The organism is Salinivibrio sp. AR640, assembly GCF_001995405.1.
GTDB lineage: Bacteria > Pseudomonadota > Gammaproteobacteria > Enterobacterales > Vibrionaceae > Salinivibrio > Salinivibrio costicola.
Map to the genome: position 1 here is coordinate 48,181 of NZ_MUFD01000008.1, position 16,923 is coordinate 65,103.

13 protein-coding genes and 1 riboswitch are annotated in these 16,923 nt (G+C 51.6%); of the genes, 11 read left to right on the plus strand and 2 right to left on the minus strand.

Going from position 1 to position 16,923, the window contains the following annotated elements; genetic code table 11:
• The first annotated feature begins 358 nt into the window (after positions 1-358).
• The 8 genes from leuA to thiQ all read left to right on the plus strand — a co-directional run bounded on the left by leuA (position 359) and on the right by thiQ (position 9,475).
• On the plus strand, positions 359-1,921 hold the full coding sequence (leuA, locus tag BZG75_RS06215) for a 2-isopropylmalate synthase (protein ID WP_021023371.1): 1,563 nt from the start codon (positions 359-361) through the stop codon (positions 1,919-1,921).
• Between the two features lie 2 nt (positions 1,922-1,923).
• On the plus strand, positions 1,924-3,015 hold the full coding sequence (leuB, locus tag BZG75_RS06220) for a 3-isopropylmalate dehydrogenase (RefSeq protein ID WP_077459953.1): 1,092 nt from the start codon (positions 1,924-1,926) through the stop codon (positions 3,013-3,015).
• Positions 3,016-3,039: 24 nt separating this feature from the next.
• On the plus strand, positions 3,040-4,461 hold the full coding sequence (gene leuC, locus BZG75_RS06225) for a 3-isopropylmalate dehydratase large subunit (protein ID WP_077459954.1): 1,422 nt from the start codon (positions 3,040-3,042) through the stop codon (positions 4,459-4,461).
• Positions 4,462-4,470: 9 nt separating this feature from the next.
• Positions 4,471-5,073 carry a 3-isopropylmalate dehydratase small subunit gene (leuD, locus tag BZG75_RS06230; protein ID WP_077459955.1) on the plus strand — a complete coding sequence of 201 codons (603 nt, stop codon included), beginning with the start codon at positions 4,471-4,473 and terminating at the stop codon, positions 5,071-5,073.
• A gap of 144 nt (positions 5,074-5,217) precedes the next feature.
• Entirely contained in the window at positions 5,218-6,009 is a 792-nt protein-coding gene (locus BZG75_RS06235) for a DUF547 domain-containing protein (RefSeq protein WP_077576475.1), read from the plus strand.
• 38 nt (positions 6,010-6,047) lie between these two features.
• Positions 6,048-6,149, plus strand: a riboswitch (TPP riboswitch).
• 52 nt (positions 6,150-6,201) lie between these two features.
• Entirely contained in the window at positions 6,202-7,188 is a 987-nt protein-coding gene (thiB, locus tag BZG75_RS06240) for a thiamine ABC transporter substrate binding subunit (protein ID WP_077460038.1), read from the plus strand.
• A gap of 5 nt (positions 7,189-7,193) precedes the next feature.
• The gene (gene thiP / locus BZG75_RS06245; RefSeq protein WP_077576476.1) at positions 7,194-8,783 is read left to right on the plus strand and encodes a thiamine/thiamine pyrophosphate ABC transporter permease; all 1,590 of its coding nucleotides are present in this window, start codon (positions 7,194-7,196) and stop codon (positions 8,781-8,783) included.
• Positions 8,777-9,475 (plus strand): thiamine ABC transporter ATP-binding protein, encoded by a 699-nt coding sequence (gene thiQ, locus BZG75_RS06250; RefSeq protein ID WP_021023364.1) that lies wholly within the window; start codon positions 8,777-8,779, stop codon positions 9,473-9,475. Before thiP ends, thiQ begins: the two co-directional genes overlap by 7 nt.
• Positions 9,476-9,513: 38 nt before the next feature.
• Here thiQ and BZG75_RS06255 read toward each other — a convergent pair whose 3' ends face one another.
• Complete coding sequence (locus BZG75_RS06255) at positions 9,514-10,887, minus strand: PhoH family protein (RefSeq protein ID WP_077576477.1); 1,374 nt, start codon at positions 10,885-10,887, stop codon at positions 9,514-9,516.
• A gap of 315 nt (positions 10,888-11,202) precedes the next feature.
• Between BZG75_RS06255 and rapA the strand changes: the two genes are divergently transcribed.
• The 3 genes from rapA (at position 11,203) to BZG75_RS06270 (ending at position 15,930) form a co-directional block, all read left to right on the plus strand.
• Positions 11,203-14,112 (plus strand): RNA polymerase-associated protein RapA, encoded by a 2,910-nt coding sequence (rapA, locus tag BZG75_RS06260; RefSeq protein WP_077576478.1) that lies wholly within the window; start codon positions 11,203-11,205, stop codon positions 14,110-14,112.
• Positions 14,113-14,157: 45 nt separating this feature from the next.
• Positions 14,158-14,880, plus strand: coding sequence for a bifunctional tRNA pseudouridine(32) synthase/23S rRNA pseudouridine(746) synthase RluA (rluA, locus tag BZG75_RS06265; protein ID WP_021023361.1), 723 nt, complete (start codon positions 14,158-14,160; stop codon positions 14,878-14,880).
• 69 nt (positions 14,881-14,949) lie between these two features.
• Positions 14,950-15,930 (plus strand): D-2-hydroxyacid dehydrogenase, encoded by a 981-nt coding sequence (locus BZG75_RS06270; protein WP_077576479.1) that lies wholly within the window; start codon positions 14,950-14,952, stop codon positions 15,928-15,930.
• A gap of 33 nt (positions 15,931-15,963) precedes the next feature.
• Here BZG75_RS06270 and djlA read toward each other — a convergent pair whose 3' ends face one another.
• Positions 15,964-16,785: a co-chaperone DjlA gene (gene djlA / locus BZG75_RS06275; protein ID WP_077576480.1), complete on the minus strand. Its 822-nt coding sequence runs from the start codon at positions 16,783-16,785 to the stop codon at positions 15,964-15,966.
• Positions 16,786-16,923: the final 138 nt, after the last annotated feature.

The window sequence follows — 16,923 nt, forward strand, 5'->3', positions numbered from 1 at the left end:
GCACAAAAGTCTAACTTTTAGTGTAAAAAGCAGTTTAATTAACCGGTTTCTCGCCTTTGTATTGCGCAGAAAACGGGTTTTGTTTTTTTCAGATTGACGCTTTCCCCATCGCTCTGTTATTTCTGGTAACAGAATATTTACTGACGGACATCAGCATGACACTGTTTCACCTACGCCTCATTCTCCTCCTTATCGTGACCCAGTCGCGCGGGTAGGTTTTGGGCAGAAAACAGTGAATGCCAAATCTCAAAAACCCGCGCCAGACGCGGGTTTTTTTGTATCTAATGTCGCCAAAATAAAACATATCGCCAATTAAAGAGCCATGACGGCGGCCAGCAAACACAACAGGGAGTTACTCATGAGCGAGAACAGCCAAGTCATTCTGTTTGACACCACATTACGTGACGGCGAGCAGGCGTTGTCGGCAAGCTTAACGGTCAAAGAGAAACTGCAAATCGCGCAAGCTTTGGATCGTTTGAAAATAGACATCATTGAAGCTGGCTTTCCTGTGTCCTCTCCGGGCGACTTTGAGTCCGTACGTACCATTGCTCAGCATATGCAGCATGCCCGTGTCTGTGCTTTGTCTCGCGCTGTTCCTAAAGACATTGATGTGGCAGCGGAATCGCTCAAAGCCGCCGATGCTTTTCGTATCCACACCTTTTTGTCCACCTCTACCATTCATGTCAAAGACAAGCTTCGCCGCAGCTACGATGACGTAGTAGAAATGGGCGTGCGTGCGGTCAAACATGCGCGCCAGTATACGGATGATGTGGAGTTTTCCTGCGAAGATGCCGGACGCACCCCGATTGATAATTTATGCCGCATGGTCGAAGCAGCAATTGATGCTGGCGCCACCACGGTCAATATCCCAGATACAGTCGGCTATACGGTCCCCAGTGAGTTTGGCGATATCATTGCCAACCTGTTCAACCGCGTACCCAATATCGACAAAGCGGTGATTTCTGTTCATTGCCATGATGACTTGGGGATGTCGGTCGCCAACTCTATTGCCGCTGTACAGGCCGGCGCCCGCCAAGTCGAAGGCACGATTAATGGCATCGGCGAGCGCGCCGGTAACTGTGCGCTAGAAGAAATTGCAATGATCTTAAAAACCCGCGCTGACTTGTTAGGCGTGGAGACAGGCTTAAATCATACTGAAATCGCCCGCACCAGTAAGCTGGTTAGCCAACTTTGCAACATGCCAATCCAGCCCAACAAAGCCGTGGTCGGTACCAATGCCTTTAGCCACTCTTCTGGCATTCACCAAGATGGCATGCTGAAAAACAAAAATACCTACGAAATCATGACGCCAGAGTCGATTGGATTGGGTAAAAAATCATTGAATCTCACCAGTCGCTCCGGCCGCGCGGCGGTGAAAAGCCATATGGATAACCTTGGCTACAACGAGCAAGACTATGATTTGGAGACCTTGTATCAATCATTCTTGCAGTTAGCAGATCGTAAAGGTCAGGTGTTCGATTACGACTTAGAAGCTTTAATGTTCTTCAACAACCTCAAAGAAGAGGACGATTTTTATAAGCTCAACTATCTAGGCGTGCAATCGGGCAGCCTAATGGCGACCACCAGCATCAAGTTGCAATGTGGCGATGAAGAAAAACGCGAAGCGGCGATTGGAAACGGTCCCGTCGACGCCTTGTACCAGTGCATATATCGGATCACCGGCTATGACATTGAGCTGGATAAATTCGATCTGACCGCCAAAGGAGAAGGGGAAGATGGCCTCGGCCAAGCCGATATCATTGCCAACTACAAAGGCCGTAAATATCACGGCACCGGGGTATCAACCGATATTATCGAGGCCTCCGGCGAAGCTTTATTAAACGTGATCAATGCTATTTATCGCGCCAACAAAATTGCGCAGATTAAGGAACAATCCCATTTAAAACAGGAGACAGTATAAACATGGCTAGCGCACACCAAATTGCAATTTTACCCGGCGACGGTATCGGCCCCGAAGTGATGGCGCAAGCCGAAAAAGTGCTTGATGCGGTTAGCGAGCGATTCGCTGTCACCTTTGAGCGTCAGCATTATCCGGTTGGCGGTGCTGCAATCGACGCCCATGGTTCGCCGCTGCCCGCACACACCTTGGCTGGCTGTGAAAAAGCCGATGCGATTTTATTTGGCTCAGTCGGCGGCCCCAAGTGGGAGCATTTACCGCCAACCGAACAACCGGAGCGCGGTGCCTTACTGCCGCTACGCAAGCACTTTGGTCTGTTTTGTAATTTGCGTCCGGCACAAATCCATACCGGTCTCGAAAGCTTTTGTCCGCTGCGCGCCGATATTGCCGACCAAGGTTTTAATATCGTGGTGGTACGAGAGCTGACCGGCGGGATTTATTTTGGTGAGCCCAAAGGGCGCGAAGGCGAAGGCCGCGAGGAAAAGGCGTTTGATACGGAAGTCTATCATCGCTATGAAATTGAGCGCATCGCACACATCGCCTTTCAATCCGCCCAGCTTCGCAACAAACAAGTGTGCTCAATCGACAAAGCCAATGTACTGCAAAGCTCAATGCTGTGGCGCGAGGTGGTAGAAGCGGTGGCAAAAGATTATCCGGATGTCAGCTTAAGCCATATGTATATCGACAACGCGACCATGCAGCTGATTAAAGACCCGTCGCAATTTGATGTGATGCTGTGTTCAAATATTTTCGGCGACATCATCTCTGATGAGTGCGCGATGATCACAGGCTCCATGGGCATGCTGCCCTCAGCCAGTTTGAACGCGAGTAAATTTGGCTTGTATGAGCCCGCCGGTGGCTCCGCGCCCGATATCGCCGGGCAAAACATTGCTAATCCAGTGGCGCAAATTTTATCGGCGGCACTTATGCTGCGTTACTCGTTGGGCGAAGAAAACGCGGCCTGTGCAATTGAACACGCAGTGAGCCAAGCGCTGGCAGCCGGTGAACTGACGGCCGATCTGGCCGGTAATCATCCAGCACTGAGCACCGAGCAGATGGGCGATCGTATCGCCGCCTATATCCGCCAAGGCGCATAATCATTACCCGTAAGGATACGAGCTATGTCGAATGCAAACACCCAGCAAGGCGCCAAGACCTTGTACGAAAAAATTCACCAGTCTCACGTGGTCACTGAGCAACCAGGCGAAGCGCCGCTGCTGTATATCGACCGTCACTTGGTGCATGAGGTGACCTCGCCACAAGCGTTTGACGGCCTGAGAGAGAAAGGCCGTCCGGTGCGCCAAGTGAGCAAAACCTTCGCCACCATGGATCACAATGTCTCCACCGAAACCAAAGACATTAACGCGTCAGGGGAAATGGCGCGCATCCAAATGGAAACCTTGGCTAAAAACTGCGAAGAATTTGGCGTCACCCTGTACGACTTGAATCACCCCTACCAAGGCATTGTCCATGTGATGGGGCCCGAGTTAGGGATTACTTTGCCTGGCAATACCATCGTCTGTGGTGATTCTCATACGGCAACTCACGGTGCTTTTGGTGCACTGGCCTTTGGTATTGGTACCTCCGAAGTCGAACACGTACTGGCCACCCAAACACTCAAGCAATCCCGCGCCCGCACGATGAAAATTGAAGTCACGGGCAAAACCGCCCCCGGGATCACCGCCAAAGACATTGTCCTAGCGATTATCGGCCAAGTCGGTCATGCCGGCGGCACCGGACACGTGGTGGAATTTTGCGGTGACGCCATTACCGACTTGTCCATGGAAGGGCGAATGACGGTCTGCAACATGGCGATCGAATTGGGTGCAAAAGCTGGCCTGATCGCCCCCGATGAGACCACATTTGCCTATTTAAAAGACAAGAAATTTGCTCCTAAAAGTGAACAATGGCAGCAAGCGGTCGATTTTTGGCAAACCTTGCACTCGGATGCCGATGCGCAATTTGATCGTGTCGTGACACTCGATGGCAGTCAAATTCATCATCAGGTCACCTGGGGGACCAACCCCGGCCAAGTGGTTAGTGTGCACGATAGCGTGCCGGCCCCTGAGCACATGGCAGATCCGATCGCGCGCCACTCGGCGGAGCGCGCGCTGAAATATATGGGGCTAACCGCAGGCCAAGCCATAACAGATATCCAAATTGATAAAGTCTTTATTGGCTCATGCACCAACTCTCGAATTGAGGACATGCGCGCAGCCGCGGCGGTCGCCAAAGGTCGGCACGTCGCAGATAGCGTCCATGCCATGGTGGTGCCAGGCTCCGAGCAAGTGCGTGCCCAAGCAGAGCAAGAAGGGCTGGATGTGATTTTCCGCGAAGCGGGCTTTGAGTGGCGCTTGCCTGGCTGCTCGATGTGTCTGGCGATGAATAACGATCGCTTGGGCCCTAAAGAGCGCTGCGCGTCCACCAGCAACCGTAACTTTGAAGGCCGCCAGGGCCGTGAAGGACGTACCCACTTGGTCAGCCCGGCGATGGCCGCGGCGGCGGCGATTGCCGGTCATTTTGTCGACGTTAACCAATTATAAGGAGGCCTTATGTCAGGCATACACACTCACACCGGCATTGTTGCTCCATTGGATGCGGCGAACGTCGACACCGATGCGATCATTCCCAAACAGTTTTTGCAAAAAGTCACCCGTACTGGCTTTGGTCAGCACCTGTTTCACGATTGGCGCTTTTTAGATGATGCGGGCAAGCAACCGAACCCTGACTTTGTGCTCAATCAAGCTCGCTACCAAGGGGCGAGCGTGTTACTCACCCGCGAAAACTTTGGCTGTGGCTCGTCACGCGAACATGCTCCTTGGGCGCTGGATGATTACGGTTTTAAAGTGATTATCGCCCCCAGTTTTGCCGATATTTTCTATGGCAACTGCATTAATAACCAAATGGTGCCGGTGACCCTTGAAGAAGGCCAAATCGATGCTTTATTTACGTATGTGGCCGAAAATGAAGGTGCGACGGTAACGCTAGATTTGCCCGCCCAAACCATCCGTGCCGGTGAACACTGCTTTAGCTTCCAGATGGATGATTTTCGCCATCATTGCTTACTCGAAGGTTTGGATAGTATCGGGCTGACGTTACAGCACGAAGCGGAAATTTCGCGCTTTGAGCAGCAAATACCTGATTTTTTGGTGTAATACCATCCACTCATCTCTCGCCAATAAGTGCTGATTATTCCGCATTTATTGGCGTTCCTTCCCATTTTTCTATCCTCAATGAAACCAACCGCTGACTCGCTTGGTCTAGTCTCAAAGAAGGTTTGATCGCATTAAGGACTGACAATGCAAAAACATTTGATACTTCTGTTCGGGCTAGTGTTTCCGCTCATCAGCCAAGCCGCGCCCAAAGCGGACTACTGGGCAATGTGGGATGCACATAATCCTGACAGCCAAGCCACCTTCACGCATCACAGTTGGCAAGTATTACTCGATAAGTATTTACAGCCTCAGGGGCAGCACACCTTATTTAACTACGCAGCCGTCACCGAGGCCGAAAAAGCGACCCTCGATCATTACATTCGCATGCTTACCAAGCGCGATCCGCGTACCCTGAGCAAAGACGAACAATACGCGTATTGGGTTAATCTCTACAACTCAGTCACCGTAAAGCTAATTTTGGACGCCTATCCAATCGGTTCGATCACCAAGCTAGGCGGACTCTTTAGCTTTGGTCCGTGGGATGATGACGTAGTGACGGTGGCGGGCGAAGCCCTCACGCTCAATGAAATCGAACACCGTATTTTGCGTCCGCTATGGCAAGATCCGCGTACCCACTATGCGGTCAATTGTGCCAGCCTTGGCTGCCCTAACCTGCAACCGCAAGCCTTTCAAGCCGACACCTTGGATGCGCAATTAGAACAAGCCGCCTACACCTTTATTAATAGTGATAAAGGCGTGAGTCAGCAGGGTAATCAGTGGCAGCTTTCTTCTATCTATGAGTGGTTTGAGACTGACTTTGGCGGCAGTGAACAAGGGGTGATCACCCATATCAATCAATATAGAGACATCAAGCTTCCCAAGGATGCACGCTTGGATTATGACTACGACTGGACGCTTAACCAACTCGCGGACTAAAAGGCTTGGTGAACACTAAGCCAATCAGTACAATAGCACCGTACTCATTGGGGAGCCTCATGGCTGAGATTGCGCGCGGCGCTAAACCCATCGAACCTGATCCAGCTAACACTGGCGTAGGGATTGAGACTTGATGTTGCCATCAACTTGCCTCAACACCCACGCCCAACTTAGGAGCGTGCTGTGAAAGTTATTACCTCTGTTCTCACTCTGGTTTCTTTATCGCTGTTATCACTCAGCGCCCGTGCCGCCGACCCTCTGACGGTCTATACCTATGATTCTTTTATCGCCGATTGGGGCGCAGGGCCAAAAATCAAAGCCGAATTTGAAAAACGCTGTGACTGCCAATTAGAGTTTGTGTCTCTTAGTGACGGTGCTGCTCTGCTTAATCGCTTACGTATCGAAGGCAATACTACCAAGGCTGATATTGTACTCGGTATGGATACTAACTTGATGAAAGAAGCTGAGCGTAGCGGCATTGTCGCCGAGCACGCGGTGAATACGGAGCGCCTGCAGGTACCCGGCGGTTGGGATAATCCCTACTTTATCCCCTACGATTACGGCTACTTTGCCTTTGTGTATGACACCACGCGTTTGCTCGACCCACCCAAAAGCTTGAAAGCTTTGATTGAGGAGCGTGATGACATCAGTGTGATTTACCAAGATCCACGCGTGTCAACAGTTGGCCAAGGCTTGATGCTGTGGATCCAAAAAGTATACGGCGATCAAAGCCAGCAGGCATGGCGCGATCTTGCCGACAACACTATTACCGTGACCAAAGGCTGGACCGAAGCGTACAACATGTTCCTCAACAAAGAGGCAGATATGGTGCTTTCATACACCTCTTCGCCCGCCTATCACCTGGTCGCTGACGATGATGACCGCTTTGCCGCCGCCATGTTTGAAGAAGGCCACTATATGCAAATTGAAGTGGCGGCGAAGTCTGCTTATACCGACCAACCAGAACGCGCCGATGCGTTTCTACAATTTATGCTCAGTGACGCAGCACAGTCTGTGATCCCAACCACGCAGTGGATGTACCCGGTCACTGATGTTAGCTTGCCTGACGCCTTCTATACGCTGAACAAACCAGAAGAGAGCCTGTTGTACCAGCCCGATGAAGTGATGGGTAACCGTCAGCAATGGGTGCGCGATTGGCAAACCGCTTTGGTTGAATAACGTCGATGCTTAACCCTTCTCGAACCTGGCCGGGCAGTCTCGCGGCCAGCTTGGTCGTGTTATTAATTGGCAGCGCACTCTGGGCGCTGTTCTTACACAGTCAAGACTTGAAGCTGTCCGCCCTGTGGCAAGATGCCTATCTGCGCCATGTCACGCTGTTTAGCTTTAAGCAGGCTACCTTATCTGTGGTGCTCAGCGTTGGGCTCGCCATTCCTGTGGCCCATGCGCTGGCTCGGCGACAATTTCCAGGGAAAGCTTGGCTACTCAAACTGTTTGCCATGACCCTGGTGCTGCCGGTATTGGTGGGCGTGTTTGGATTGGTTGCCATCTACGGCCGTAGCGGTTGGATTGCACAAGCCTTCGCGTACTTTGATGCGGCGATGCCATTTTCTCTCTATGGCTTAAGCGGCATTTTGCTTGCGCATGTTTTCTTTAACCTGCCTTTTTCGGCCCAATTGATGGTGCAGGCCTTGGAAGGGATCCCGGCGGATCAAAGGCGCCTGGCAACCCAGCTTGGTCTAAGAGGCTGGCAACGTTTTCGCCACCTTGAATGGCCTTATCTGCGGCAAAGTCTACCCCATGTCGTCGGACTGGTATTCATGCTGTGTTTCACCAGCTTCGCCACCGTGATGGCATTAGGCGGTGGCCCCAAAGCGACCACCATTGAATTGGCTATCTATCAAGCCATTCATTTTGATTTTGACTTACAAACCGGTGCCGCTCTGGCGCTGTGGCAAATGCTCTTGTGCGGCACCTTTGCTTTTATTGTGCAAACACTGACTCGGCCGATTGCCAACACCCCCAGCGAAGTGCAACCGCTTCCATCGGCACTCGATAGTCGCACGGCGAAGTGTTGGGACAGTCTCTGGATTGCGCTGACTTTATTGTTGGTTCTACCACCTCTCGGGGTTGTGATCGCGCGTGGCCTTAACCCTAGCGCGTTAATTGTGCTGAGCGACACGGCATTATGGCAAGCCACCATGCATTCACTGCTTATCGCTACCGGAGCAACCGTCTTGGCCTTCGTGTTGGCCACCTCTGTCATCTTAGCTAGTCGTCATTGGCGCTTGAACGGGCGTAAGAAACAAGCGAATGGCATTGAAACGTTAGGGGCGATGATTTTGGTGGTACCCAGTATTGTCCTCAGTACCGGGCTTTTTTTACTGTTTCGCCAGTTTAGCGATGTATTCAGCTTGGCGCTGTGGTTGGTGATGGCCGTGAACGCCCTGATGGCGTTGCCCTATTTAATAAAAGTACTGAGCGCGCCCGCCTATCAACTTGCCCAGTCCTATCACAATCTTTGCGCTACCTTGGGGCTAAAAGGTGTCAACCGTCTACGTCTTATCGAATGGCAGTGTTTACGCGCCCCGATCGCGCGCGGCGCGGCGGTGAGTTTTGTGTTATCGATGGGCGATCTTAGTGCGATCGCACTTTTTGGTAGCCAAAATTTTCAAACCCTGCCGCTCTATTTGTTTCGCTTGATGGGGAGCTACCAAATGGACGCAGGCGCTGCCGCTGCCATGCTATTACTGCTTACCAGTTTGGGTTGCTATGCCCTAATCACTCGTCTGATCCAATGGAGACACGCATGCTGACGCTTTCCAATGTCCACTATCGTTACCAGCAAGATTGGATGATCTTTGATGCCCAAATAGCCCCTGGAGAGATTGTGGCTGTGCTCGGGCCCAGCGGTGCAGGCAAAAGCACCTTATTATCACTGATTGCTGGGCTGATCGCGCCAGATAGTGGCGAGATCACTATTGATGGCAAGCCTGTCACCACGACGCCCGCCCACCAGCGGCCACTGTCTATCTTGTTTCAAGAGCACAACGTATTTACCCATTTGTCAGTATTCGACAACATGGCAATTGGCTTGTCTCCCTCGCTTAAACTCACGGCCACACAGCAAGAGGCCGTGCGCCATGCTGCACACGCAGTAGGGTTGACCGATTATTTATCTCGTCTACCCAGCCAACTATCGGGCGGCCAACGCCAACGCATCGCCTTGGGGAGAAGCATCGCACGCAACCAGCCTTTATTACTGCTCGATGAACCCTTTTCGGCACTTGATCCGGCGCTAAAACAAGACATGTTAGCCTTGGTCAAACGTACCGCTCAAGAACAAGGCACGACGGTGGTAATGGTCACTCACCATCCAGACGATGCACAAGCGATCGCCAATCAATTTATCTATCTCGATAATGGCCGAATCCAGCTTCACGATCCGGTTGATACGCTCAAGACACCGCCAGCCATCATGCGTGATTATATCGGTGTCACGGCGTAACCCTATCAGTGGCGGCATAGAGGCCGCCACCTTGATGGTTAAAGGTTCTCTTCGGCAAACTCAGCCAGCCGGCTTCGCACCACACCATTGAGGTACACGCACGCACTGCCTTCAAAGTTTTTAAACCGCTCAACAATGTAAGTCAGTCCGGATGTTACAGGTGTCAAATAGGAAGAGTCGATTTGCGCTAAGTTCCCCGAGCACACTAACTTAGTCCCCTCCCCACAACGGGTGATAATGGTTTTAAGCTGAGAGGCGGTCAGGTTTTGGCACTCATCCAAAATCACAAACGCGTTTTGAATCGAGCGCCCGCGCATAAAGTTAATCGATTTAAACTGCAGATTCGCTTTTTCCATAATGTAGCGCATCGAACCGTCGGTGCATTCATCATTCATGTGTAAGGCTTCGAGGGTATCGGTCACTGCGCCGAGCCATGGCAGCATTTTCTCTTCTTCTGTCCCGGGGAGAAAACCAATCGACTCGCCAATATCTGGCGTATTACGAGTAACGATAATCTTATCGTACATGCCCTTTTCTACCACTAACTCTAATGCCGCAGCCATGGCTAAAATCGTTTTCCCACAGCCTGCAGGCCCTGTCAGAATGGTTAAATCAATCGTGGGATCAAGCAACGCATCCATTGCCATGCCTTGATAGATATTTTTCGGTTTAACATCCCAAGCAGCACGGTTCATTAATCGCTCTCGACTGAGATCTTTGATGATCGCTTTATCACCATCAATGGCTTGCACTCGTGCGGCGAAGTCGTCACTTTCATCCAATAAGTACTGGTTCACAAAAGGCGTTTCTAATAGCTCAGCCGGTAATGTGTGGCGTGTTTCGGAGCCATAGGCCTGGCTGTCGCATTGCCCCACTTTATCCCAAAAACTGCCCGCACATTGATGGAAGCCTTTGGTGAGCAACCGAACATCATCAATCAGTTGGTCGGTACGGTAATCCTCGACATACATCACCCCCGCCCCTTTGGCACGCAGGCGCATATTGATATCTTTGGTCACCAGCACGACTTTGCGCGGTGAGCGTTTGGTTTGAAGGTATAACACCGCATTTAAAATGCGATTATCGCCCGCTTTATCGGCAAAGGCATGGACCGTTTCTTTAATCTCAAAATCAGCCAGAATGGAGACGGTACCCGTCGCATCGCCTTTACCAACCACAATACCCTCGCCAATTTCATCGGGTGTGGCTTCTTTAAAGATATCTTCCAAGGCACGAATCGCCACACGGGCATCCCGAGAGACATCACGCTTGCTATCTTTAATACGGTCAAGCTCTTCGAGGACGGTCATAGGAATCACGACATCGTGTTCTTGGAAGGAATAGATGGCGAAAGGTTCGTGGAGGAGAATGTTAGTGTCTAATACAAACAGCTTCCGGTCGGCGTCGCCCATAGGCACCTCCTGTGTCGGCAATTCACTGTCGATGACAGCGCTTAAAGTAAGCATAGACCTGGCCGTTGCGCATCGCCCAACTTGTTTGATTGTGCCAGTTCACGTTTTCATCTTTGCCGCGCGTTGATGACGTTTGTATGTCAAGACGATCTTTGCCGCGATTGATGGAGTTTCATCGTGACCCTCCTCACAAGTTCGAGTACTATTGGCGACCAATTTTTTCAGTGCCACACTGAATAACACACTATTTAATCGGGTTGCGTTTGCGCGGCACCGAGTCTTTCGACAATCGAGTTAATTCAGAGGTTTTCCCTTATGTCATTTGCGCTTGGACAACGTTGGATCAGTGATACGGAGCATGATCTTGGACTGGGCACTGTGGTGTCCGTTGATGGCCGTACCGTGACCCTAATGTTTCCTGCTAGTGATGAAACACGGCTGTACGCCAGCCATGACGCGCCCGTGACTCGGGTGATGTTCAACCCCGGCGATGAGGTAGAAAGTCACGAGGGCTGGACCATGACCGTCTCGCGCGTTGAAGAAAACGACGAGGTGTTGACCTATTACGGCTATCGCGAAGACACCGAGGAAGACGAAGTCCCGCTGCGCGAAATCTTACTCAGCCATCAGATCCGCTTTAACAAGCCGCAAGACAAACTCTTTGCCGGTCAACTTGACCGCATGGATCGTTTTGCGTTGCGTTATCGGGCGTTAACCAATCAGCATCAGCAGTTGCGTAGCCCTCTACGGGGGTTGACGGGGATGCGTGCTGGATTAATTCCTCATCAACTTTACATTGCCCATGAGGTGGGTCGTCGTCACGCACCGCGGGTTTTGCTCGCGGATGAAGTCGGCTTAGGGAAAACCATTGAAGCGGGCATGATCATTCACCAGCAAGTGCTTGCAGGCCAAGCCGAGCGGGTACTGATCGTGGTTCCAGAAACCTTGCAGCATCAGTGGTTGGTCGAGATGATGCGCCGCTTTAATCTGCACTTCTCTATTTTTGACGAAGAGCGCTGTGTCGAGGCCTTTGCTGACTCACCCAACCCATTTGATACCCAGCAACTGGTGTTATGTTCACTGGAGTTTTTACGCAAAAACCGGCGTCGCGTCGAGCAAGTCTGTGACACCCATTGGGACTTATTGGTGGTGGACGAAGCACACCATTTAACCTGGACACCAACGGCACCGAGCCGTGAATATCAGATTATCGAAAGCATTGCTGAGCATACCCCTGGGGTGTTGTTACTCACCGCGACCCCTGAGCAGTTAGGTCAGCAAAGTCATTTTGCGCGTTTACGCCTGCTCGACCCTGATCGTTTTTATGATTATGACGCCTTTGTTGAAGAAGCCGAACAATATGCCCCTGTCGCCGAAGCGGTTGAAGCGCTACTTGCCGATGCCCCGTTAAGTGATAATGCCCAACGTAGCATTCGGGCGCTATTGCAAAGTGACGAGCTTGATGAACGCTTCAGCGCCATTGATAGCGATGATGATGCAACCAAGCACACCGCTCGCCAACAGCTGATTGATGATTTAATGGATCGCCACGGTACCGGGCGCGTTTTGTTCCGTAACACGCGGGCTGCCATCAGTGGCTTCCCGAGCCGGCATCTGCACATGCACCCTATGGCGTTACCGAGCCAGTATCAAACTGCCATGCGGGTGGCGGGCATGATGGGAGGCACAAGCTCGAGCGAACAAAAAGCGGTACAAAATCTTTATCCTGAAGATATTTATCAGCAGTTTGAGGGCGATAGTGCCAGCTGGTGGGGCTTTGACCCACGTATCGATTGGTTGCTGGATTATTTAAAAACCCACCGTCGCGACAAAGTACTGATCATTTGCTCACGCGCGCAAACCGCACTGACGCTTGAGCAGGCCTTGCGCGAGCGTGAGGGGATCCGTGGCACCGTGTTCCATGAAGGCATGTCGATTGTTGAGCGTGATAAAGCGGCAGCGTACTTTGCCCAAGAGGAAGGCGGGGCTCAAGTCTTGATTTGCTCTGAAATTGGATCAGAAGGCCGGAACTTCCAGTTTGCCCATCAGCTGGTGATGTTCGACTTACCGATGAACCCCGACTTGCTCGAGCAGCGCATTGGTCGCCTTGATCGTATTGGTCAGCGTCAAGATATTGCCATTCACGTTCCTTACCTTGAAGGCACAGCGCAAACCATTTTAGCGCGTTGGTATCACGAAGGGCTTGATGCCTTTGAGGATACCTGCCCAACCGGCCGTGCGGTGTTTGAGCAGTATGGCGAGACATTGTTAACACTGTTAGCCAATAATCAACATGATGATGCGCTAAATACGCTCATTCACGATAGCGCCGCCATGAATCAACGCCTTAAAGCAGAAATGGAGCAAGGCCGCGATAAACTGCTCGAGATGCACTCACACGGCGGGGAGGCTGCCAAGCAGCTGGCGCAAACCATCGCCGATCAAGATGGCGATACGGGCCTTGTCACCTTCACGCTCGGTCTGTTTGATACCATCGGCGTTAATCAAGATGACAAAGGCGAAAACGCCATCGTGGTCAAGCCGTCGGAGCAGATGATGGTGCCCAGTTACCCTGGCCTACCAACGGATGGGTGCACACTGACCTTCGACCGCAATACGGCACTCAGTCGCGAAGATGTGCAGTTTGTCTCTTGGGAGCACCCGATCGTGCGTGGCGGTATCGACTTATTGCTGAGCGAAAACATCGGCACCACCGCGGTCTCTTTGCTCAAAAACAAAGCGCTGCCTGTGGGAACCCTGTTTGTTGAACTGATTTACACCATTGATGCACAAGCCCCTAAATCGTCGGGTATTCATCGCTTTTTACCGCAAACGCCGGTGCGGTTGCTTTTGGATGCGAACGGCAATGATCTTTCAGCCAACGTTGAGTTTGAATCGTTTCATCGCCAGCTCAGCCCGGTGAATCGTCATTTAGGCAGTAAAATGGTCAACTCGGTTCAAGCCCAAGTCCACCAGCTGATTGAGAAAAGCGAACCGCTGGCCCAAAAAGCCTTGTCTGAGATTCAAACGGCCGCCCACCAAGAGATGGACAGCGAGCTGAATCAGGCCTTAGCACGGCTCGATGCACTGAAAACGGTTAACCCCAATATTCGTGATGATGAGCTCGACGCACTACGCGATCAGATCAGTACCTTGTCGCATCATATTCAACACGCACAAGTCGATTTAGACGCCCTGCGTTTGATTGTGGTCAGCCACCAATAATCACCCTTTGAACGAAGGCGGGGCCAACCGGCCCCGAACCCTTATATGGCAATCATTGAGTATCACCCTCCCACCACACCTTGGCTCGATATCTTGTATCAAGATGCCGATTTGGTGGTAATTAATAAACCCAGTGGATTATTGGCTAACCCTGGCCGTGATCCTGCGCATTACGACAGTGCGTGGTCACGGGTTAAAGCCGAATTCCCGGACGCAGAGCTGGTCCATCGTTTAGATATGTCGACCTCTGGCGTCATGGCGTTTGCCGCGCACAAAGCCGCTGAGCGACACCTTAAAGCGCAATTTCGCGAGCGCGTGCCCACCAAGTTGTATTACGCCGAAGTGTGGGGGCACCCTATACACGACGAGGGAAATGTCGATCTGCCCTTGATTTGCGACTGGCCCAATCGCCCCAGACAGAAGGTCTGTTTTGAACACGGCAAGCCCTCGCAAACGCACTACCGCTGTTTGCATCAGCATGCACAGACAAGCTTAATGGCATTGTATCCTCTCACCGGCCGCTCTCATCAGCTCCGTGTGCATATGCAGGCCCTTGGGCATGGGATTGTCGGCGATGAGTTTTATGCGCTGCCAGAAGCCTTTGAGTATGCCTCTCGCCTTCATTTGCATGCCGCAGAGTTAAGCATTTTGCATCCTGTCACTGAAACGCCGATGCACTTTCAAGCGCCCTGCGCATTTTATCCGCAGATGCCGGATAATCGACTAGCGAGTGAGTATCAGCTTGCGCCTGCTAACCTCACAGGCTGACCATTAAGGTTTGCAGAAAAGCTACTAATCTCACATTCTAGGGCCATGCATTGAGACACGGAGATCAACATGGCTCATCACACCCCCATCAAGGTGGTTTTTCTCGATAGAGACACCATTCCTGCTCACATTACGCTGCCAACGCTTCATCACCCCCATCATTGGCAATCCTACCCTGCCACCGCTCCCGGTGACGTGATCGATCGCCTGCAACATGCCGATGTGGCAATCACCAATAAAGTCGTGATCAATGAAGCAATACTGACTGCACTTCCCAAGCTAAAACTGATCGCGGTCGCGGCAACCGGGGTCAACAATGTCGATTTAGCGGCTTGTCAGGCACACGGCGTACAAGTCTGCAACGTACAAGGGTATGCCACCCAATCCGTGCCCGAGCATGTCATGACTCTGATTTACGCCTTAAAACGTCAGCTGATGGGTTATCATGCCGATGTGCGTCAAGGTGAATGGCAAAAACGGGGCCAGTTTTGCTTTTTTACTCACCCGATAGGCAGTGTTGCTGGCAGTACCTTGGGGATTATTGGCAAAGGCGCACTAGGAGAAGCGGTCGGGCAATTGGCCCAGGCCGTAGGCATGAAAGTCATGTTTGCCGAGCATCAAGGGGCGAGCCATTGCCGGCCAGGCTACCAGCCCTTTGAACAGGTGATTCAACAGGCTGATGTGCTGTCGCTGCATTGCCCGTTAACCGACAAAACCCGACATCTGATTAGTCAAGATGTGTTGGCCAAGATGCCACAGCATGCCATTTTGATTAATACTGGGCGCGGCGATCTCGTGGATGAACAGGCCCTGTTATGCGCGTTAAAACGCGGCCAAATTGGTGGTGCTGGCTTGGATGTGCTTAGTCAAGAGCCCGCCCCCGACGCACATCCGTTAGTTGCAGCATCATTACCCAACCTTATTGTCACCCCGCATATTGCTTGGGGCGCTGACGAAGCCGTTCACACTCTGGCACAACAGCTGATCGCCAATATTGATGGGTTCTTTCGTGGTGCACCACAACACACGCTGATTGATGCGCTGGATTGATGATCGCGACGATTAATCAACCTAACGAGCCCGCTATATATCGCGGGCTTTTTTCACTACGTCGTACGCTTTTTGGATTTCTTGCGCTTTTTCTTTCGCCATCTCCATCATTTCTGGCGGTAAACCTTTCGCCATCAATTTATCGGGGTGATGCTCATTCATCAGTTTCCGATACGCTTTTTTCACCTCCTGAGAGGAAGCAGAAGCGTCAACACCTAATACATCATAGGCATCGTCGATTTCATTCTGCTGCGGCGGCGCACCGGGGCCATCGGATTGATGCTGCCAGCCGCCTTGATAGCCTTGACTAAAGCGAAACGCAGCTTCTTGCATTCGCAGGCGCTGTTCCAGTTGCTGTGGCGAAAAGCCCAACTTTTCGGCAATTACATACAAAAGTTCACGCTCTTTAGGATGGATCTCACCATCAGCAAACGCAGCTTGTATCTGCATTTCCAAAAAGACACGCGATAAATCACGTTGCCCCTGGCTTAAGGCACGAATACTGTTGAGGGTTTCATCCAGCGGAAAGTCACTGTCTTTTCCCTCGCGAAACGCCTGCTGGGCCAGTTGCCTAGCTTCACCTTGCAACTGCATGCGATCCATCAATAAGCTGGCGAGCTGAATTTCTTGTTGCGTCACCTGCCCTTTAGCTTTCGCCATATGTCCCATCACGGCAAAGGTGCCATGGAAAAAAACACGTTGTGCTTGTGGCCCTTGGCCACCCAAACCGCCGAAACGCGCGCGCTGTTTCGCTTTATCAAACTGATGACCTAAGAAAAGGCCAAGAAGAAAACCGATTGGGCCTCCCAACAATGTGCCGAGAATTGCCCCAATTACCTTGCCATTTAGTCGCATGCCATGGTCTCATTGCTAGTTTCACACCCTGCACATTTAAAGGTGATGCCGGGCGCAAATTGATTTATGATAATCGCATTTTGCAGCCAAAGCATACTGATGCGTTGCCTTCGTGTACACCACGCAATCAGATAAAAC